The following is a 19,740-nucleotide window of genomic DNA, read 5'->3' as shown; positions in this document are numbered from 1 at the left end:
TATAAAGCAAAGATAAGTTTTTATTTGATGGATTTTTTGGTTTGTTTGGTAACTAAATAAACACCCAAAAATATAATTAACGTAGCAGTTACCTTAATAATATTAAGAGAGTCGCTACCAACAATTAGAGCATATGTAGAGGCAATAACTGGTTGTAAGTAGATAAAAACACTAACAGTTGTTGGCTTTAATTTAGACAAGCCATACAAATTAAACAAATAGGTGATACATGTGGTACATAAAATAACAAAACCAATTTTTATATAAATAACAGAGGGCATACTTATCCAGTTAATTTCAGTCATTTCTGACATCCCAAAAGGGATAATATAGATTAATCCAAAAAGATATAACCACTTTATAAAAACTAAAGGATTGTACTTAGAAATTAAGTTTTTCACTAAAACTAGGTATAACCCATAAGAAGTAGCATTTATAAAAACCAGAAAATTACCAAGTGGAATATTACTTGCGTTTTTAACAGAGTTATTTCCATAAAGTATAAGTAAAATAGCCCCAACTAACCCGATACCAATGCCTAAAATTTGTTTTTTTACAATTGTTCCTTTTAATAAAAAAAACGAAAAAACTAATACCATAATTGGGGAAGTTACCATCATTACAGAAGCACTAATAGGTGTTGTAAGACTTAAGCCTTTAAAAAAAGAAAGCATGTTTAAGGCAATACCAAAAAAAGAAGCAAAAGCAATTTTTTTAAAATCTTGTTTTTCAATTTTTTTAGCGTTTACAAACAATCCTAAAAACCAAAATAGTAGAGTAGCACCGCAACTCTTAATAAAATAAATGCATAGGGTTTTACATAAGTAGGCATTACATCTTTTGCTATGGTATAATTTACACCATAAATAATTGTTGCAATAGTAACTGCAATTAACGCTAAAGTTCTTGTTTTCATAGCAAATTTATAAATCGCTACAAATTTGGTGATTATTTTCTTTTTTAAGTTAAAATTATAGTATAAAATAAAAACTCAACGCAAAGCATATTAGTAGAAAAATGATACTATTTTTATTCCTTGGTTTTGAAATTAGTTCTATGCCGTTTGCCAAAATCACAGCAGTAGGAAAAGCCATATACATTAGTTCAGCACCATTCTTAGCATCTACAGAAACAATATAAAGTATTGCTATAATGGTGTTGATGAGAATTAAAACCCAGTTTTTTCGAAAGGTATTATTAATTGCCATTACTTTATACGATTTAGCAAAAATTGAAATGAAGCAAGTAATGCACATAAAATAGACTAAAAAAAGATACTTAGAACTAATGTAAAATTGAAAATCCATACTAAATTCTGGCTCAAATAGCGCACTAAAATTAGCTGTACTTTCTTGCCATAAGGTGAAAGAAAAGTAAATTATTAATGGTGTTATCCATCCTACAATTGGAATTAAGATGGTGTGTATTGTAATTTTATGATGGATGTAGATAGCAAAATAAATTAGTGGAATAAAAAGTAGTGTTCTAGAGTCTAACACAAAAAGAACACCCAACCAAAGACCACCATCAAATAATTTTTCTTTGAGTTTATGTAAAGATCGTAAACTGTATATTTTTCTAATTGCCAATTGGTAAACTAGTATGTTAACTAAAAATGAGTAACTTACAATTTTAGGTAGTATGCAAAAAGTAAAAAGTGAAAAGAAGAAAAAACCATATAGGTTGTCTAGTGTAAGACTATTTTTTATGACAATGAAGTTAAAAGAAAAAAACAGTGCAATAAAAATGATAAAAACAACAATATATTTAATAACGTCAATTAGTGTTATATTCTGAAAAGGAAACACTTCAAAAACAAACGATAAATAGCCTAAAAAAAATAAAATTGCTATCCCAATAAAATTGATGGGTTTAGATTTGTTTAAAAAATTGGCTAGCATTGATTCTTTTGTTATTTTTGCAGTGTAAATATAAATAAGTTATGATAGCAAGCAATATTTTTAAATGGATTGGTAGTTTATTTACAGATATTTTATTCATCCCTTTTAGATGGTTAAGGTTAGAGGTTGCTACTGCAGATTTAGGTTGGTGGATTTCAAACGCTGTAAACTGGGGTTTTTTAGTAGTGCTTTTAGTTTTATTTGCATATTGGATGAAGGAGTCTAAGAGATTTTTAGACGAAGGAACAGAAGATAGAGCATAAGCCAGCAATTTGGGAAGTAAAAATAAACTGAAACGTTTTCAGGAAAATGAAACGTTTAAAAATGTCATTCAACCAACAAGAGAGGAAGCTATAAACAACTTTTCTCAGAAAGGTAAATGGCATTCTTTTTTTGGAAATAACAATCCAATTATTGTAGAATTAGGTTGTGGTAAAGGCGAGTATACAATTGCTTTAGCTCGTAAAAATCCAAATAAAAATTACATTGGTATAGATATTAAGGGTGCTCGTTTTTGGAGAGGTGCTAAAACTGCAATCGAAGAAAATTTAGACAACGTTGCTTTTGTAAGAACTCAGATTGAATTAGTAGATTTTATCTTTGCACAAAATGAAGTTTCTGAAATCTGGATAACTTTTCCAGATCCACAAATTAAATACCAAAGAACGAAACATAGAATGACCAATGCTTCTTTCTTAAAGAAGTATCACACTGTTTTAAAAGAAGATGGTATCATCAACCTAAAAACAGATTCTGAGTTTATGCATGGGTATACTTTAGGTTTGTTACAAGGTGCAGAACACGAAATTTTGTATGCAAATCATAATGTATACAATAATGAAGGAGCTCCCAAAGAGGTTACCGAAACACAAACTTTTTACGAAAACCAATACTTAGAAGTTGGTAAATGGATTACGTATATCCAATTTCGTTTAAAGTATTAGCAATTAATAATTTCTTTTTTTGTAATTCGCTATCTTCACAACATGAAGAAATCAGATAATTTTTTCGAAAAAGTATATGTTGTGGCTCGCCAAATACCAGTGGGTAGAGTAACGAGTTATGGAGCAATTGCTACCTATCTAGGAGCTGCAAGATCTGCAAGAATGGTTGGTTGGGCCATGAATAATTCTCATAATAAAGAGGAGGAAGTACCTGCACATAGAGTGGTTAATAAAAAAGGTTTATTAACAGGTAAACATCATTTTGATGGTACAAACCTTATGCAGCAATTGCTAGAAAACGAAGGAATTGTAGTTGTTGATAATCAGATTCAAAATTTAGAATCTATTTTCTGGAATCCTGCAGAAGAATTAAAATAAACGCCGCTTATAAAAGCATAAATTTTCACAATTTATTCACTTTATTATCTTGTTGTTAAGACGTATCTTTGTAATCAAGATTAAATAAAAATAAGTCTTTAAAATTTTTTAGAAATCAACTATAAAATTTGAAGTACTAAATATACATTATGAGTTTTAAAAAGCAAGATATATATTCAGCATTAGAAACTATTACAGCACCTGGAGAAGGTAAAAGTTTAATAGAAAACAACAATGTTACAAATGTGGTTATTTTTGGTGATGAAGTAAATGTAGATGTTACTATCAGTAATCCAACTTTACAAGCTAAAAAGAAGATTGAATCTGAAATAACCAAAGCAATTAAAACCAATATTTCTGAAAAAATTGAAGTAAAAATCAATTTAAAAGTAGAGAAACCAGTAGAGAAAAAAGACCCTAACTTAATTAGAGGTAAAGAAATACCAAACATCAAAAATATTATTGCTGTAGCTTCCGGTAAAGGAGGTGTAGGTAAATCTACAGTAACTGCAAATACTGCCATATCTTTAGCAAAAATGGGTTTTAGTGTTGGGGTTTTAGATGCAGATGTTTATGGGCCATCACAACATATAATGTTTGATGTAGAAAAAGAAAGACCACTTTCTGTAAATGTAGATGGGCGTTCTAAAATGAAACCTGTAGAAAATTATGGAGTAAAATTATTGTCTTTAGGATTTTTTACAAATCCAGATCAGGCTGTAATTTGGAGAGGGCCAATGGCTTCTAAAGCGTTAAATCAATTAATTTTTGATGCAGCTTGGGGTGAGTTAGATTTTCTATTGATAGATTTACCTCCAGGAACAGGAGATGTACATTTGTCAATTGTGCAGGCTTTACCAATTAATGGAGCGGTTGTAGTTTCTACACCACAAAACATAGCTTTAGCAGATGCTAAAAAAGGGGTAGCAATGTTTCAGCAAGATTCTATTAAAGTACCAGTTTTGGGTATTATAGAAAATATGGCTTACTTTACACCAGAAGAATTACCAGAAAATAAATACTATATTTTTGGTAAAGATGGGGCTAAAAACTTAGCAGAAGACATTAATACTAAATTTTTAGGAGAAGTTCCATTAGTACAAAGTATTAGAGAATCTGGAGACGTTGGTAGTCCAGTAGCCCTACAAGAAGACACAGTCTTAGAAGAAGCTTTTAGTAATATTACCAAAGAAATGGTTGCACAGTTATTAGAAAGGAATAAAAATTTACCACCTACAGAAGTTGTAAGAATTACTACAATGAGTGGTTGTAGTTCCGTTAAAAAATAAGATTATGACAGCACAAGAAACACAAAATAATGTAGAAAAAGCCTTAGATGAAATTCGTCCTTTTTTAATGAGTGATGGAGGAAACATTAAGCTACTTTCTATTGAAGACGCCATTGTAAAAGTACAATTACAAGGTGCATGTACAGGTTGTTCTGTAAATCAAATGACCTTAAAAAACGGAGTAGAAGCAACCATCAAAAAATATGCTCCACAAATAGAACAAGTAATAAACGTTGCTTAATTAAATTATATTTGGGCGTTACCTAAAGGTCAGGCTTTACATTATATCTTTTTTGTGAAAGACAAAAAAGAATGCCATTTCAATCCTTAACGCGCTCAGCAAACTCAAAACATTTTTATCAAAATGATAAAAACAGATATATTAATTATTGGTGCAGGACCAACAGGTTTATTTACAGTTTTTGAAGCAGGTTTATTAAAGCTGCGTTGTCATTTAATAGATGCTTTACCACAAGCAGGTGGTCAATGCTCAGAAATTTATCCTAAAAAACCTATTTATGATATTCCTGCTTATCCAGAAATTTTAGCAGGCGATTTAACAGATAAACTTTTAGAGCAATCCAAACAATTTGAACCTGGTTTTACGTTAGGAGAAAGAGCAGAAACTATAGACAAACAAGAAGATGGTTCATTTATCGTAACTACAAATAAAGGCACAAAACATCATGCGCCAATAGTTGCAATTGCAGGTGGCTTAGGTTCTTTTGAGCCAAGAAAACCTCCTATTCCAAATATTGCAGATTTTGAAGATAAGGGTGTTGAGTATATTATTAGAGATCCAGAAATGTATCGAAATAAAAATGTAGTCATTTCTGGTGGTGGAGATTCTGCCTTAGACTGGTCTATATTTCTAACAGATGTTGCAGCATCTGTTACGTTAATTCATAGAAGAAACGAATTTAGGGGTGCTTTAGATTCTGTAGACAAAGTTCAAGAATTAAAAGATACAGGTAAAATTCGTTTAATTACTCCTGCAGAAGTTATTGGTATTTCTGGCAAAGAAAAAGTAACTGCAGTTGAGGTTAAGCAGAAAGACAAAGAGAATTTTATCATAGATACAGATCATTTTATTCCACTTTTTGGATTGTCTCCTAAATTAGGACCTATTGGAAGTTGGGGCTTAGAAATCGAAAAAAATGCCATTAAAGTAAATAATGCTTTAGATTATCAAACCAATATTCCAGGAATTTATGCAATTGGAGATGTAAACACATATCCAGGTAAATTAAAATTAATTTTGTGTGGTTTTCATGAGGCAACTTTAATGTGTCAGAGTGCTTATAAACGTATTTTCCCTGATAAAAAGTATGTAATGAAATACACAACTGTTGGAGGTGTAGATGGTTTTGATGGTACAAGAAAAGAAGCACCAAAGGCGGTAATTAAGAAAATTGACTAAATCTTATTGACATTTAGCACCTCAATTTGTGTTAATTTTAATAAACTTCTTTGGTTTTCATACCTTTGTGAAAACTACGAAATCTATTAAGATGTTTTCATATTTACTTTCTTATCTAAAATTCTTAATAAAGCGCAATCCAGAATGAGCGTTTAATGTATCAGTTTTGCAATCTAAAGATATAGCAACTAGCACTTTAAGCTACACGGTTATATTATTTATTAACGTATTAATACATTAGAAAATGCCTTTTTATCATAAATTAGGAGAAATTCCACCTAAAAGACACATACAGTTTCGTAAAAAAGACGGTAGTTTATATTACGAACAGTTGTTTGGTACTATTGGTTTTGATGGTATGTCTACCAACAGCTATCATGAACACAGGCCAACTATGGTCAAAAAAATAGGGAAACAGTATTCTGTAAAACCTAAAATAGCCAAAGCAAATAACATACAATCTTTCAGGTTTAAAGGGTTTAAAATAAAACCAGAAAACGATTATCTAGAAAGTAGAAAAGTTATACTTACAAACTCAGATTGTAATATTATTTTATCCGCACCTAAAAAGTCTACAGAAGAATATTTTTATAAAAATACAGATGCAGATGAGGTTATTTTTATTCATAAGGGTTCAGGAAAACTAAGAACTCATTTAGGGAATATTGATTTTAAATATGGAGATTATTTAGTAATTCCTAGAGGAATTATTTACAAGCTAGATTTTGATGATGAGAATAATAGACTTTTTATAGTTGAATCTTATTCGCCAGTTTACACTCCAAAACGCTATAGAAATTGGTTTGGTCAACTATTAGAGCATTCGCCATTTTGTGAGCGCGATTTAAGAAGGCCTCATGAACTAGAAACATATAATGAATTAGGCGATTTTTTAATAAAAGTAAAAAAACAAGGAGAAATTATAGAAATGACCTACGCTTCTCATCCTTTTGATGTAGTGGGTTATGATGGTTATAATTTTCCTTATGCATTTTCAATTCACGATTTTGAACCTATTACTGGTAGAATTCATCAACCACCACCTGTTCATCAAACCTTTGAAACTAATGCTTTTGTAATTTGCAGTTTTGTACCACGTTTGTATGATTATCACCCAAACTCAATTCCTGCTCCTTACAACCACAGCAACATCGATTCAGATGAGGTTTTATATTATGTAGATGGCGATTTTATGAGCAGAAACGATATCGATCAAGGTCATATTTCATTGCATCCAGCAGGAATCCCTCATGGTCCACATCCAGGTGCCACAGAAAGAAGTATTGGTCATACAGAAACTGAAGAATTAGCAGTTATGGTAGATACTTTTAAACCATTACAAGTAACAGAAGAAGCTATGAAAATTGCGGATGAAGATTATTACAAGAGTTGGCTTCAATAGTTAGAATCAAGAAGAGAGAAATAAGGATAAAGAATGGAAAAGCGTAAAAGGCATAGCTGCAAAAACTTAAAGATTTGGACTTTAGGTATTGAAATTGTGGATGATGTATTTAATTTTTTAAGCAAGTTTCTAGTAGGTGAAAAATTTGGATTAAAGTCTCAATTGAGCAGATGCTCTATCTCTATTCCAAGTAATGTTGCAGAAGGTTCTTCTAGAACAGATAAGTCTTTTTCCCATTTTTTAGACATTGCTCTTGGTTCTTCTTTTGAAATAGAAACACAATTAATTATCTCTTTTAAAAGAGAATATATAACAGAAAAAGAATTAACAAAGATTGAATTAAAGATTTAAGAATTTCAAAAGATGACTATGGGCTTTCAAAATAAGCTCTAAAAATCTTTATTCTTGTTTCTTTTCTCTCTTTTTCAATAAAACATAAACATGAGTAAAAAAATAGAATCAGTAAACTACGGTTTAGAAAAAATATTTGAAGGAGCACAAGATTTCCTTCCATTGTTAGGTACAGATTATGTAGAGTTTTATGTGGGTAATGCAAAACAAGCAGCGCATTTTTATAAAACTGCATTTGGTTTTCAATCTTATGCATATAGAGGTTTAGAAACGGGTGCAAAAGATTCAGTAAGTTATGTGCTTACGCAAGATAAAATAAAATTAATTTTAACAACACCTTTAAATAGTAAATCACCTATAAACGATCATATTGTAAAGCATGGTGATGGAGTTAAAGTAGTTGCACTTTGGGTAGAAGATGCCAGAAAGGCTTATGAAGAAACAACCTCTAGAGGGGCAAAATCTTATATGGAGCCCACCGTAGAAACTGATGAATTTGGTGAAGTAGTAAGAGCAGGAATCTTTACGTATGGAGAAACTGTGCACCTATTTGTTGAGCGTAAAAATTACAGTGGAGTTTTCTTGCCTGGTTTCCAAAAGTGGGAGTCTGAATATAATCCTCCAACTTCAGGTTTAAAATACATAGATCATATGGTGGGTAATGTAGGTTGGAATCAAATGGATGTTTGGGTAAAATGGTATGAAGATGTAATGGGTTTCGAAAACTTTTTATCTTTTGATGATAAACAGATTCATACTGAATATTCTGCATTAATGAGTAAAGTGATGTCTAATGGGAATGGGCGTATTAAATTTCCAATAAACGAACCAGCAAAAGGTAAAAAACGTTCTCAAATAGAAGAATACTTAGATTTTTATGAAGGTGCAGGGGTGCAACATATTGCAGTAGCAACAGATGATATTTTAAAAACAGTATCTCAACTACGTGCCAATGGTGTTGAGTTTTTGTCTACACCACCAGACGATTATTATGCTTCTGTTCCTGGAAGGTTATCCGAGTTTAGTCATGAATTAAATGAGGATATTGAAAAATTAAAAGCGTTAGGAATAATGATAGATGCAGATGAAGAAGGGTATTTGTTACAAATATTTACAAAACCTGTAGAAGACAGGCCAACATTGTTTTTCGAAATTATTCAAAGAATGGGAGCTAAAGGATTTGGTGCAGGGAATTTTAAAGCACTCTTTGAATCTATAGAAAGAGAACAGCAAAAAAGAGGAACATTATAAAATTCGAAGAGCAAGATTTAAGTATCTTGCTTTTTTATTTCAACCAAAAATGAAGAGAGACGAAATTTTAAAAGCTATAGAAGAAAAGTATGACAAACTTGGTGTTCCTGTAGATGCTATGTTAGAAGGTTTACTACATAGTACACCAATTACATATTGGGATTATATTCAAACAGACGCTTTACTAGGTCTGCAAACACCTAGAACCAATCAGCCAGATGAAATGGTATTTATTATGTACCATCAAGTAAATGAATTGTTGTTTAAAATGGTGTTGTGGGAGATAGACCAAGTGGCCAAAACCAATGAAGTTTCTGCAGAAAAATTTTCTATGCACTTAGATAGAATTAGTAGGTATTTTGATATGCTGTGCAGCTCATTTAATGTAATGGCTGAAGGTATGGAAAAAGAACAATACCTAAAATTCAGAAATACATTAACACCAGCAAGTGGTTTTCAATCTGCACAATACAGAAAAATAGAGTTTGCATCTACAGAATTAATCAATTTAATTGATGCAAGATACAGAAATACAATTGATAGAAATTCCTCTTTTAAAAATGCATACAATCATTTGTATTGGCAAGCAGCAGGTTAAAATTATACTACAGGTCAAAAATCAACCTTACTAAATCTCTTTGAACTCAAATATATGGGAGACTTTATTGATTTTATGGAAGATTATAATGACATCAATCTCTCCTTAAAATTTAAACAACTACCTTAAAAGACTCAAGAAGACAAAGCTTTAATAAAAGCCATGCGTCATTATGACTACACTGTAAATGTAAAATGGGTAATGGCGATTATAATACAGCTGCAAAATATATTGGAGGTGATGATTCTGAGCTGAAAGCTACTGGAGGGAGTAACTGGCGTAAATACATGCATCCAAAGTACCAACGTAGAGTGTTTTATCCTTATTTATGGTCTGCAGAAGAATTAGAAAATTGGGGGACTCTTTAAGTATTAATTTAATAACAGTATTTTTATAGTTTGGTAAACTATTTATAATCTCTTTTTAATAAGTTGAATTTCATGAAAACAAGCTTTTTTTTAGGGTTTTTACTTTTCAAATCTGTGTTGTTACTAGCGCAAGAAAAGCCGCCTGCATTTCAATCTGGTGAAACTTTGCGATATAAGATGAGTTATAGTGGCTTTTTTAGAGCGGGCACAGCAACATTAGAAGTTAGTGAAGTAGAATTAAATGGGAAGAGTGTTTTTTACGCCAAAGGAAAAGGTTGGACTACAGGAATGATAAAGTGGTTTTTTGAAGTAGAAGACTTATATGAATCGTATTTTGATAAGCAACAAACAAAGCCTTACCTATTTAAAAGAAAAATTAACGAAGGGGGCTATAAAAAACATAGAATAACCACATTTAATCATACGTCGAATCAAGCTTATATTCAAGATTTTTTATCACAGAAAGATACCACAGTAGCTTTTAAAAATGTGCAAGACATCGTGTCTTCTTTTTATTACTTAAGAAACAAAGATGTACGAATGTTAAAAAAAGGAGACGATTTAAGGTTAGATATGTTTTTAGATGTACAAGTATATCCATTTAAACTTCGGTTTTTAGGAAAGGAAGTAATCAAAACAAAGTTTGGTAAAATAAATACACTTGTATTTAGACCTTTTGTTCAATCTGGTAGAGTTTTTAAGGCAGAAGAGAGTGTTACTGTTTGGATTACTGATGATAATAATAAAATTCCGATTAGAATGAAAGCCTCTCTTGCTGTTGGGTCTTTAAGAGCTGAATTAGAGTCCTACAAGGGCTTAGTTACCCCTTTTAAATAAGGTTTTATAGTTTGTTAATGTTTTTCTAAGTTCTTTTTTTGGAGGGACAATAAAGTTATTTTTATTTGTATTTTTGAATTTGATTTTAAAAGCACTCACTTTTTTGAAAAATATTGTCATACTCTTCGTTTTTGTTCTTTTGTTTTCATCTTGTAAAGAAGAAGTTGCTACTAGCCAGAAAAATAAAGTTGCCGTTTATGAGCCAGAAATACGTTTTGGATATAATATAGATAATTATAAAGTTATACAAGATACTATTAGAAGTGGTGAAAGCTTTGGTATTATCTTAGACAGGCATCATGTCTTTTATCCTAAGATTAATAAAATAGCAGCAACTGTTAAAGAAACTTTCGACGTTAGAAAAGTTAGAGCAGGAAAACCATACACTATTTTAGCGAGTAAAGATTCTACAGAAAAAGCGCAAGTATTTATCTACAAACACGATAAGGTAAATGCAACTATTGTAGATTTTAAAGACTCTGTTATTGTAGCTAAACAATATAAAAAACCAATTAAATTCGTACAAAAAGAGGTTTCTGGAACAGTATATTCTAGTTTTTCACAAACCATGGATAGTATTGGTATTATGCCAAACTTAACTTATACAATTGCTGATATTTATGCTTGGACTTTAGACTTTTTAACCTTACAAAAAGGAGATTCTTTTAAGCTTGTTTATGAGGAGAAATTTATAGATGATTCCATTTTTGCAGGGTATGGTAAAGTAAAATCAGCCGTATTTAAGCATAAAGGGAAAAATTTATATGCTTTCCGTTTTTTAGCAGATTCTACTTTAAATATTCACGAATATTACGATGATAAAGCAAAAATGCTTCGAAGTCAGTTTTTAAAAGCTCCAATAAAATTTCAGTACAGAATTTCCTCTAAATACAATTTAAGGAGAAGAATAGCTTATTATGGAAATAGAGTTAAGCCACATAAAGGAACAGATTTTGCAGCTAAAGTAGGAACACCAATAATTGCAACTGCAAGTGGTACAGTTACAGAATCTACAAGAAGAGGTGGTAATGGAAAATATGTAAAAATTAAACATAATAATATCTATTCTACTCAATATTTGCATATGAGTAAACAAGCCGTAAAAAAAGGCCAATATGTTAGACAAGGAGATGTAATTGGTTATGTTGGCATGACAGGAAATACAGGAGGCCCACACGTGTGTTATCGTTTTTGGAAAAATGGAAGGCAGGTAGACCCTTTAAAAGAAAAGTTGCCTGCAGCAAAACCAATGAAAAATTCTATAAAACCAACTTTTTTCAAATATATTGAACCGTTAAAATATCAATTAGATAATATAGGAGTTTACCCAGGTCAACCTCAAAATAATACTGAAACTATAGCGCAAAATTAACCATGGCTTTACCAAATAACAACCCAACACAAACAATCGCTTGGCAACAATTAACAGATCATTTTAATGAAATTAAAGACATTAAAATTCAAGATTTGTATAAACATGATGACAGGCAAAAAGATTTCTCTCTTACTTTAAATGATTTATCAGTAGATTTTTCTAAAAATAGAATTACATCAGAAACTATAAAGTTACTAGTAGATTTAGCAAAAGAGATAGGTTTGCAAGAAGCTATAGAAAGTCAGTTTAATGGAGAGGTTATTAATGTAACCGAAAATAGGGCTGTTTTACATACTGCTTTAAGAAGCAACTCAGAAGATCCTGTTTTAGTAGAGGGAAAAAATATTAAACCACAAATACAAACTGCGTTGCGAAAAATTAGAAGTTTTAGCAATAAAGTAATTTCTGGTAAGTGGAAAGGGTATACAGGTAAATCTATTACAGATATTGTAAATATTGGTATTGGAGGTTCAGATCTTGGGCCAGATATGATTGTAGAATCTTTACAATATTATAAAAATCATTTAAATACGCACTTTGTTTCAAATGTAGATGGTGATCATGTTTCTGAAATAATGAAACGTTTAGACCCTGAAACTACTTTGTTTGTTATCGTGTCAAAAACGTTTACTACACAAGAAACCATTACTAATGCAGAAACTTTAAAAAATTGGTTTTTAAAATCAGCAACAATATTCGATATTCCAAAACACTTCGTTGCAGTATCTACTAATTTAGTAGCTGTAGATAATTTTGGGATAGATAAAGCAAATGTGTTTACAATGTGGAACTGGGTAGGTGGTCGTTTTTCACTATGGTCTGCTGTTGGTTTATCTATTAGTTTGTCTGTTGGTTTTGAAAACTACAAAGCTTTATTAGATGGTGCAGAAGAAATGGATATTCACTTTAGAAATGAAAGTTTCGAAACAAACATTCCTGTTATTTTAGCGCTATTGAGTGTTTGGTATAATAATTTTTATGGAGCAGAAACTGAAGCCGTTTTACCATATTCACAATATTTAAAAAAATTACCAGATTATTTACAACAAGCTATTATGGAAAGTAATGGTAAAGGTGTAGATAGAAATGGAGATAAGATAGACTACCAAACAGGTACAATTGTTTGGGGTAGTACAGGTACAAATATGCAGCATGCATTCATGCAGTTAGTGCATCAAGGGACAAAATTGATTCCTGCAGATTTTATTGGGTATAAAGAGTCGTTATATGGGTTAACAGATCATCACAAAAAGTTAATGGCTAATTATTATGGACAAATAGATGCTTTAGCATTTGGTAAAACTAAAGAAGATGTACATTTAGAATTACAGGTTTCTGGTAATGCAGACAAAATCAATACACTTTTACCTTTCAAAGTATTTGAAGGGAATAGACCAAGTAACGCTATTCTATTTGATAAACTTACACCAAAATCTTTGGGTAAATTAGTAGCATTTTATGAGCACAAGATATTTACACAAGGTATTATTTGGAATATTTATAGTTACGATCAATTTGGAGTAGAGTTAGGAAAAGAGTTAGCAAAAAAACTATTGAAAAAACAATAGTTAAATTTATTATTATTCTTTTAAATTTTAATTAACACTTTTTTTGTAGTTCATTCGTTTTTAATTTGTAATTAACTGTTTTAAATATACTTAACCTCATTTAAGGTTGATAAACTTCTTAAAGATTTGTTAAACCTTAACATTAAATTAACAAATGGGTGATAAAATTTAAGCAATTTTGTATAACATTTAATAATCTAAAACTAAACAATGAAAAATTTTAAAAACTTATTATTCATAGCTTTATTCTTTATTTCTGCTACAATTTTAGGACAAACTAAAATTACGGGTACGGTTGTAGACAATGCAAACCAACCAATGCCTAGTGCAAGTATTCTTGAAAAAGGGACTAGAAACGGAGTAGAATCAGATTTTGATGGTAAATTTACTATTTCAACAAAATCAGATTCTGGTGTTCTTGTAATCTCTTTTTTAGGATTTAAGACAAAAGAAGTTGCTTTTTCTTCTTCAAAAACAAATCTTGGTTCTATTCAATTAGAAGAAGGTAATGTTTTAGATGAAATTGTAATTACTTCTGGTGTAATTGATATTGCAAAAGTGAGAGAAACTCCAATAGCTGTATCAAATATTTCAGCCAGAGAAATTTCATTAAAAGTGGGTAACCAAGAGTTTCCTGAAATTATGAACAAAACACCTGGTGTGTACGCTACTAAACAAGGTGGTGGTTATGGTGATTCAAGAATCTCATTAAGAGGTTTTGACCAAACCAACACTTCATTCCTTATCAACGGACAACCCGTAAATGATATGGAGAATGGTAGATTGTATTGGTCTAACTGGCAAGGATTGACTGATGTAACATCTGGTATTCAGATTCAAAGAGGATTAGGTGCTTCTAAATTAGCAGTTCCTTCGGTTGGGGGAACTATTTCTATTTTTACCAAGGCTGCTCAAAAAACAAAGGGTGGTTCTTTAACTCAAATGAGTGGTAACGATGGTTATATGAAAACATCATTTGTTTACAATACGGGTAAGAATGACAAAGGTTGGGCATCTTCAATCTTGTTATCTAAATGGCAAGGAGATGGTTATATCAACAACACAAGTGGTGAAGGGTGGAATTACTTCTTCGCAGTTGGTTACGCACCAGAGGGTTCTAAACATGATTTAAACTTTTCTTTCTTAGGGGCTGGACAATGGCACCACCAAAGAGATGTTTGGGTATCTATTAGAGATTACCAAAACTTCGGTGAAGAAGGAATTGATAGAAGATGGAACTCAAATGGAGGAACTCTAAATGGAGAAGAATTCAACATGAGAAGAAACTTCTATAACAAACCACTAGCAACATTGAATTGGGATTACCAAATCTCAGATAATGTTAAATTAGCAACATCATTATATGGTTCAGCTGGTCGTGGTGGAGGAACTGGTCCTCGTGGTAACAACTTTAGAAATTCAACATCTGATATTTTACCATTCAGAAAAGATTTAACTGAACACTATTTGGAAAACGGTAGAGGTTCAAGAAATCCAGATGGAACAATTAACTATGATGCAATTGTAGCACACAATCAATCAGTAGCACTACCTTATAGTGGTGATATTGGTGGCTTTGCAGGACAATTAATCGGTTCTAATGGCTTTAGAGAAGACGGAGTAAGTAGAGAAGTCCTTGTAAGAAGAGCATCTATGAACTCTCATGACTGGGTTGGTGGAATTTCTAATTTAGAAATCAATAGTGGTAAATTGAAATACTCTATTGGTGTAGATTTACGTTCTTACACAGGTTATCATTATCGTGTTCTAAACAACCTAATGGGTCTTGATGGTTACTTCTCAACAGGTAACAGAAATAATAATGGACAAATCATTAATACACTTGTTGAAGCATCTCCATTTAATTCAACTGGATTAAAGAACGGAGCTAAGATTGATTACTTCAATATTGGTAACGTTGGATGGCAAGGTGTAAATGGATTGGTTGAATATAACAATGAAGGTAAGTTAACCGCAGTATTACAAGGTGGATTATCTAACCAATCATTCCAAAGAGAAGATTTATTTGACCAACCACAAAATCCAATCTCTGATACACAGAATCAAGGTGGTGGATATCTTAAAGGTGGTGCAAACTACAATTTAAATGAAAAATCAAATGTATTCTTTAATGCAGGTTTAATTTCAAGACAACCACAATTTGGTGCAGTATTTCCAAACTTTGGTAACGAAATTAATCCAGATTTACAAAACGAAGAAATTCGTTCAGTTGAATTAGGATACGGATATACTTCTTCTAAACTTGATGTAAATGTAAACGTATATTCTACATCATGGGGAAATCGTTTCGTAACTCGTTCTTTATCAAACCAACAAGGTCTTGATGGAACTGCTCAATTTAGAAACGTAGATGTTTTACACAAGGGGTTTGAATTAGAATCTACATTCAGAGCATCGAACAACTTAACTTTCAAAGGAATGTTATCAATCGGTGATTGGAGATATACAAAAGATTTCTCAGCAGAATTATTTGATGATAACCAACAATCAATCGGAACTGGTACTTTATATACCAAAGATTCTAAAGTTGGTGATGCTGCACAATTCACTTCTTATGTAGAAGTTGATTACACAATCGGTAAATTTAATTTCGATTTAGGATATAGATTCGTAGATGGATTATATGCAGATTATTCAATTACAGATTCACAATTCACTCAACCAGACAATGACGGAGCTTTAAAACTTCCTTCGTATGGTTTATTGGATGGTGGTGTAACTGTACAATTAGGTAAGCGTTTAAGTTTCAGAGGAAACATAAACAACTTATTAGATACAACTTACATTGCAGAATCAAATTCTAACATTCACACTACTGCAGGCTCTACTACTTGGAATGGTGTTGATGTAAGAAACTCAGTATGGTTTGGGTTCGGAAGAACTTGGAACGCATCATTGAAATACAGATTTTAATTTATTTTATCAAATTAAAAACCACCTCAACTGAGGTGGTTTTTTTATACTTAAAATTGTAACTTTACATTATTAAATATCATTATATATTATGAAAGAAGTACATTCTTATTGGGCCTATTTAGTATTAGCCATATTAGTATTCGCAGTTGTAAATGCAATTATTGGTTTAACACAAAAAAAACAATTTACAGATAAAGATTTAAGAATTGGATTATTCACACTTATTCTAACTCATATTCAGTTACTAATTGGTTTGGCTTGGTATTTTATGTCTCCTTGGTTTGAAGCGTTAACCAATGACGCTAGCGCTGTTATGAAAACAAAAGAATTAAGATTGCTAGCAGTAGAACACCCAAGTATGATGATTATTGCAATTATCTTAATTACCATAGGTTGGTCTAAACATAAAAAGAAAACTTCTAGTGAAGCAAAATTTAAAACATTTGCCATTTTCTATGGTTTAGGTTTATTAGTTATACTTTCAAGAATACCTTGGAGCAACTGGTTTTAATTAATGAAGATACTTAGTTATATACTTTCACCAATATTTGCACTTACCTTTATTCTACTATTGTTTATATTTCATCCATTACAATGGATTGCACTTAACGTTTTTGGAAGAAAAGTACATGAAGCTGTAGTAGCTGCACTTAACTTTTTTTTGGTAAAATCATTGTTAATTTTAGGAGTACCAATGTTCTTACAGAACGAACATGAATTACCTAAAAACACTTCGTTAATATTCGTAGCCAACCATCAAAGTACTTTCGATATTCCACCTATAGGATGGTATTTTAGAGAGTTTAAACCAAAATTCGTAGCAAAGTATGAATTAGGCAAAGGCATACCTAGTGTTTCCTTTAACTTAAGAAATGGAGGTGCTGCTTTAATCAATAGAAAAGACCCAAAACAAGCTATAGGAGCTTTGGTAGATTTTGCAAAACGTATCAATAAAAATAAATGGGGAGCTATAATTTTCCCTGAAGGAACTAGAAGTAAAACAGGAGCACCTAAAAAATTTGCTTCTAACGGATTAAAAGTAATTACCAAATACAATAAAGAGGGTTATGTAGTTCCTTTAACCATTAACAATTCTTGGAAAGTATTTAAATACGGCAAATTCCCATTAGGAGTTGGAAATCCAATTACAATTACGACCCACCAGCCAATTAAAATTGATTCTTTGCCTTTTGATGAGCTTTTAGAAAAAACAGAATCAGTAATTAAAGAACATATAAAATAAAAAAATGTCTATAAAAAACATAAGAATAGAAGTAATGCAAACTTTAGAAAAAAAGATGCAGAGTTTCATGGATACTTATTTAATACCTGCTGAAAAAATTTGGCAACCAATAGATTTTTTACCTAATTCACAAGAAAGTTCTTTTATTAGTGAAATAGAAGAAATTAGAGAAATCTCTAAAGAATTGCATGATGATTTTTGGGTAGTATTGGTAGGGGACACAATAACAGAAGAAGCTTTGCCAACCTACGAATCTTGGTTGTTAGATTTAGATGGTGTAACTCAAGATCCAGATAATGGATGGGCTAAATGGGTGAGAACTTGGACCGCCGAAGAAAACAGACATGGTGATGTTTTAAATAAGTATTTATACCTATCAGGAAGAGTTAACATGCGAGAAGTAGAAATCTCTACCCAACATTTAATCGCAGATGGTTTTGATATTGGAACTTCTACAGACCCTTATAAAAACTTTATTTATACTACCTTTCAGGAATTAGCAACGTATGTCTCTCATAATAATGTAGCAAAAATAGCACGTAAAAAAGGGCATAAAGCTTTAGCTAAAATGTCTAAAATTATTGCTGGAGACGAAATGAGACATCACCAAGCATATGCTCATTTTGTAAAACAAATCTTTAAGATAGATGCTTCAGAGATGATGCTTGCCTTTCAACATATGATGAAGCATAAAATTGTAATGCCAGCTATGCATTTAAGAGCATCTTTTGGAGAAAAAGGCAGTTTATTTGATGATTTTTCTACAGTAGCTCAAAGAATAGGAGTTTACACAGGTTTCGATTATGTAGATATTTTAAAGAAATTAAATACAATGTGGGAGATTGATAAGATTACAAACTTAACTCCAGAAGCAGAAAAGGCAAGAGATTTTTTAATGAACTTGCCAGATAGAATGTACAGAATAACCGAACGCATTAAAGTGCCAGATACTGAGTTTAAATTCAAATGGATGTTACAACCAAGTTAGCATTTGAGTTTTCTAATTGCTAAGATAATTTAGAGATTCTTCAAGTTTTTAAAACCTGAAGGATCTTTTCTTATAGTGAAATTTAGCGTATTCTAATTTTAAAAATCAATACTAAAAGCATCTTTATCATTTAAGAAACCAAGTTTCTCTCTAACTTTATTTTGATTTTTCTTCTTTAAAACAGCTGATATTGTACCAACTCCGTTTTCTTCTAAAGAAGACAGTTCGTCACCTAAAAAATCTACAATTATAGAGTTTCCTGAATATTGGTAGTTGTTAGCGTCAAAACCAGTTCTATTTACACCAATTGTGTAACTCATATTTTCTATTGCACGTGCTTTTAAAAGCGTATCCCAAGCTTTAATTCTTGTAATTGGCCAATTAGCCATATATATCAAAAGATCGTAATTTTTGGTATTTCTTGCCCATACAGGAAATCGTAAATCATAACAAATTAGAGGTCTAATTTTCCAGCCTTTATAATCGATAGTAAGTAGTTCTTTTCCTGAGGTATATACTTTATGCTCACCAGCCAAAGTAAAAGAATGCCTCTTATCATAAGTATCAATTTTTCCTGAAGGATGCACAAAAATTAATCTATTAAAAAATTTATTGTTCTCTTCTATAACAAGGCTTCCAGTAATGGCAAAATCAAATTTTTGTGCCAACTTTTTCATCCATGTAATGCTTGATCCAGTTATAGGTTCAGCTAAATTGTTGGGTTGCATTGTAAAGCCAGTCGTAAACATTTCAGGTAATACAACTAAATCAGTGGTAGTTGGTAAATCTGTAATTATATCTTCAAAATATTTTAAATTTTCTGAAGGATTTTCCCAAACTAAATCTGCTTGAATTCCAACTACATGTAATTTGTTTTTCATTAAAATAAA

20 protein-coding genes and 1 pseudogene are annotated in these 19,740 nt (G+C 31.3%); 17 read left to right on the top strand and 4 right to left on the bottom strand.

Features of this window, described 5'->3' with window-relative positions:
- Positions 1–20 precede the first annotated feature (20 nt).
- The 3 genes from Q0L44_RS00630 to Q0L44_RS00625 are packed head-to-tail and all read right to left on the bottom strand — an operon-like array spanning position 21 to position 1,901.
- Positions 21–755 (bottom strand): DMT family transporter, encoded by a 735-nt coding sequence (locus tag Q0L44_RS00630; protein ID WP_366084915.1) that lies wholly within the window; start codon positions 753–755, stop codon positions 21–23.
- 2 nt (positions 756–757) lie between these two features.
- The gene (locus tag Q0L44_RS11490) at positions 758–916 is read right to left on the bottom strand and encodes a hypothetical protein (protein WP_366084914.1); all 159 of its coding nucleotides are present in this window, start codon (positions 914–916) and stop codon (positions 758–760) included.
- Positions 917–971: 55 nt separating this feature from the next.
- Positions 972–1,901 carry a DUF6427 family protein gene (locus Q0L44_RS00625; protein ID WP_296633880.1) on the bottom strand — a complete coding sequence of 310 codons (930 nt, stop codon included), beginning with the start codon at positions 1,899–1,901 and terminating at the stop codon, positions 972–974.
- Positions 1,902–1,942: 41 nt separating this feature from the next.
- On the opposite strand from Q0L44_RS00625, the gene Q0L44_RS00620 reads away from it, so the two are divergent.
- The 17 genes and pseudogenes from Q0L44_RS00620 to Q0L44_RS00540 all read left to right on the top strand — a co-directional run bounded on the left by Q0L44_RS00620 (position 1,943) and on the right by Q0L44_RS00540 (position 18,850).
- Positions 1,943–2,164 (top strand): hypothetical protein, encoded by a 222-nt coding sequence (locus tag Q0L44_RS00620; RefSeq protein ID WP_053973699.1) that lies wholly within the window; start codon positions 1,943–1,945, stop codon positions 2,162–2,164.
- Between the two features lie 9 nt (positions 2,165–2,173).
- Complete coding sequence (trmB, locus tag Q0L44_RS00615; RefSeq protein ID WP_296633875.1) at positions 2,174–2,845, top strand: tRNA (guanosine(46)-N7)-methyltransferase TrmB; 672 nt, start codon at positions 2,174–2,176, stop codon at positions 2,843–2,845.
- A 42-nt stretch (positions 2,846–2,887) separates the two neighbouring features.
- Positions 2,888–3,223, top strand: a complete 336-nt coding sequence (locus tag Q0L44_RS00610) for an MGMT family protein (RefSeq protein WP_296633872.1) — start codon at positions 2,888–2,890, stop codon at positions 3,221–3,223.
- A 149-nt stretch (positions 3,224–3,372) separates the two neighbouring features.
- On the top strand, positions 3,373–4,512 hold the full coding sequence (locus Q0L44_RS00605) for an Mrp/NBP35 family ATP-binding protein (RefSeq protein ID WP_296633869.1): 1,140 nt from the start codon (positions 3,373–3,375) through the stop codon (positions 4,510–4,512).
- A 4-nt stretch (positions 4,513–4,516) separates the two neighbouring features.
- Entirely contained in the window at positions 4,517–4,753 is a 237-nt protein-coding gene (locus Q0L44_RS00600) for a NifU family protein (protein WP_053975297.1), read from the top strand.
- Positions 4,754–4,876: 123 nt separating this feature from the next.
- Complete coding sequence (locus Q0L44_RS00595; RefSeq protein ID WP_296633864.1) at positions 4,877–5,932, top strand: NAD(P)/FAD-dependent oxidoreductase; 1,056 nt, start codon at positions 4,877–4,879, stop codon at positions 5,930–5,932.
- A gap of 244 nt (positions 5,933–6,176) precedes the next feature.
- A complete protein-coding gene (locus Q0L44_RS00590; protein ID WP_296633863.1) occupies positions 6,177–7,334 on the top strand; it encodes a homogentisate 1,2-dioxygenase in 1,158 nt (385 codons plus the stop codon).
- A gap of 33 nt (positions 7,335–7,367) precedes the next feature.
- Positions 7,368–7,685: a four helix bundle protein gene (locus Q0L44_RS00585; protein ID WP_296633861.1), complete on the top strand. Its 318-nt coding sequence runs from the start codon at positions 7,368–7,370 to the stop codon at positions 7,683–7,685.
- A gap of 90 nt (positions 7,686–7,775) precedes the next feature.
- On the top strand, positions 7,776–8,936 hold the full coding sequence (gene hppD, locus Q0L44_RS00580; protein WP_296633859.1) for a 4-hydroxyphenylpyruvate dioxygenase: 1,161 nt from the start codon (positions 7,776–7,778) through the stop codon (positions 8,934–8,936).
- 49 nt (positions 8,937–8,985) lie between these two features.
- A pseudogene (locus tag Q0L44_RS00575) lies at positions 8,986–9,902 on the top strand (tryptophan 2,3-dioxygenase family protein).
- A gap of 72 nt (positions 9,903–9,974) precedes the next feature.
- Positions 9,975–10,739 (top strand): DUF3108 domain-containing protein, encoded by a 765-nt coding sequence (locus Q0L44_RS00570; RefSeq protein ID WP_296633856.1) that lies wholly within the window; start codon positions 9,975–9,977, stop codon positions 10,737–10,739.
- A gap of 103 nt (positions 10,740–10,842) precedes the next feature.
- Positions 10,843–12,111: a peptidoglycan DD-metalloendopeptidase family protein gene (locus tag Q0L44_RS00565; RefSeq protein WP_296633851.1), complete on the top strand. Its 1,269-nt coding sequence runs from the start codon at positions 10,843–10,845 to the stop codon at positions 12,109–12,111.
- 2 nt (positions 12,112–12,113) lie between these two features.
- Positions 12,114–13,682, top strand: a complete 1,569-nt coding sequence (pgi, locus tag Q0L44_RS00560; protein ID WP_296633849.1) for a glucose-6-phosphate isomerase — start codon at positions 12,114–12,116, stop codon at positions 13,680–13,682.
- Between the two features lie 210 nt (positions 13,683–13,892).
- On the top strand, positions 13,893–16,616 hold the full coding sequence (locus Q0L44_RS00555) for a TonB-dependent receptor (RefSeq protein ID WP_296633846.1): 2,724 nt from the start codon (positions 13,893–13,895) through the stop codon (positions 16,614–16,616).
- Between the two features lie 91 nt (positions 16,617–16,707).
- A complete protein-coding gene (locus tag Q0L44_RS00550; RefSeq protein ID WP_296633844.1) occupies positions 16,708–17,130 on the top strand; it encodes a hypothetical protein in 423 nt (140 codons plus the stop codon).
- 3 nt (positions 17,131–17,133) lie between these two features.
- On the top strand, positions 17,134–17,862 hold the full coding sequence (locus Q0L44_RS00545) for a lysophospholipid acyltransferase family protein (RefSeq protein WP_296633841.1): 729 nt from the start codon (positions 17,134–17,136) through the stop codon (positions 17,860–17,862).
- 4 nt (positions 17,863–17,866) lie between these two features.
- On the top strand, positions 17,867–18,850 hold the full coding sequence (locus Q0L44_RS00540) for an acyl-ACP desaturase (protein WP_296633839.1): 984 nt from the start codon (positions 17,867–17,869) through the stop codon (positions 18,848–18,850).
- 98 nt (positions 18,851–18,948) lie between these two features.
- Here the strand turns inward: Q0L44_RS00540 and Q0L44_RS00535 are convergent, their stop codons facing one another.
- Complete coding sequence (locus Q0L44_RS00535) at positions 18,949–19,731, bottom strand: amidohydrolase (protein ID WP_296633837.1); 783 nt, start codon at positions 19,729–19,731, stop codon at positions 18,949–18,951.
- Between the last annotated feature and the right edge of the window lie 9 nt (positions 19,732–19,740).

The sequence above is a fragment of the Polaribacter sp. genome (genome assembly GCF_024639685.1).
In the GTDB taxonomy this organism is placed as follows: Bacteria; Bacteroidota; Bacteroidia; order Flavobacteriales; family Flavobacteriaceae; genus Polaribacter.
Note: the sequence above shows the minus strand (reverse complement) of the source record. Positions and strands in the feature narration are given on the sequence as shown.

Bases quoted from the DNA above. Each gene is read 5' to 3' on its own strand.
- Q0L44_RS00620 (WP_053973699.1), top strand. From the start codon at position 1,943: ATGATAGCAAGCAATATTTTTAAATGGATTGGTAGTTTATTTACAGAT.
- hppD (WP_296633859.1), top strand. From the start codon at position 7,776: ATGAGTAAAAAAATAGAATCAGTAAACTACGGTTTAGAAAAAATATTT.
- Q0L44_RS00545 (WP_296633841.1), top strand. From the start codon at position 17,134: ATGAAGATACTTAGTTATATACTTTCACCAATATTTGCACTTACCTTT.
- Q0L44_RS00585 (WP_296633861.1), top strand. From the start codon at position 7,368: ATGGAAAAGCGTAAAAGGCATAGCTGCAAAAACTTAAAGATTTGGACT.
- Q0L44_RS00570 (WP_296633856.1), top strand. From the start codon at position 9,975: ATGAAAACAAGCTTTTTTTTAGGGTTTTTACTTTTCAAATCTGTGTTG.
- Q0L44_RS00595 (WP_296633864.1), top strand. From the start codon at position 4,877: ATGATAAAAACAGATATATTAATTATTGGTGCAGGACCAACAGGTTTA.
- Q0L44_RS00605 (WP_296633869.1), top strand. From the start codon at position 3,373: ATGAGTTTTAAAAAGCAAGATATATATTCAGCATTAGAAACTATTACA.
- Q0L44_RS00540 (WP_296633839.1), top strand. From the start codon at position 17,867: ATGTCTATAAAAAACATAAGAATAGAAGTAATGCAAACTTTAGAAAAA.
- Q0L44_RS00610 (WP_296633872.1), top strand. From the start codon at position 2,888: ATGAAGAAATCAGATAATTTTTTCGAAAAAGTATATGTTGTGGCTCGC.
- Q0L44_RS00600 (WP_053975297.1), top strand. From the start codon at position 4,517: ATGACAGCACAAGAAACACAAAATAATGTAGAAAAAGCCTTAGATGAA.
- Q0L44_RS00550 (WP_296633844.1), top strand. From the start codon at position 16,708: ATGAAAGAAGTACATTCTTATTGGGCCTATTTAGTATTAGCCATATTA.
- Q0L44_RS00590 (WP_296633863.1), top strand. From the start codon at position 6,177: ATGCCTTTTTATCATAAATTAGGAGAAATTCCACCTAAAAGACACATA.
- Q0L44_RS11490 (WP_366084914.1), bottom strand. From the start codon at position 916: ATGAAAACAAGAACTTTAGCGTTAATTGCAGTTACTATTGCAACAATT.
- pgi (WP_296633849.1), top strand. From the start codon at position 12,114: ATGGCTTTACCAAATAACAACCCAACACAAACAATCGCTTGGCAACAA.
- Q0L44_RS00555 (WP_296633846.1), top strand. From the start codon at position 13,893: ATGAAAAATTTTAAAAACTTATTATTCATAGCTTTATTCTTTATTTCT.
- Q0L44_RS00535 (WP_296633837.1), bottom strand. From the start codon at position 19,731: ATGAAAAACAAATTACATGTAGTTGGAATTCAAGCAGATTTAGTTTGG.
- Q0L44_RS00625 (WP_296633880.1), bottom strand. From the start codon at position 1,901: ATGCTAGCCAATTTTTTAAACAAATCTAAACCCATCAATTTTATTGGG.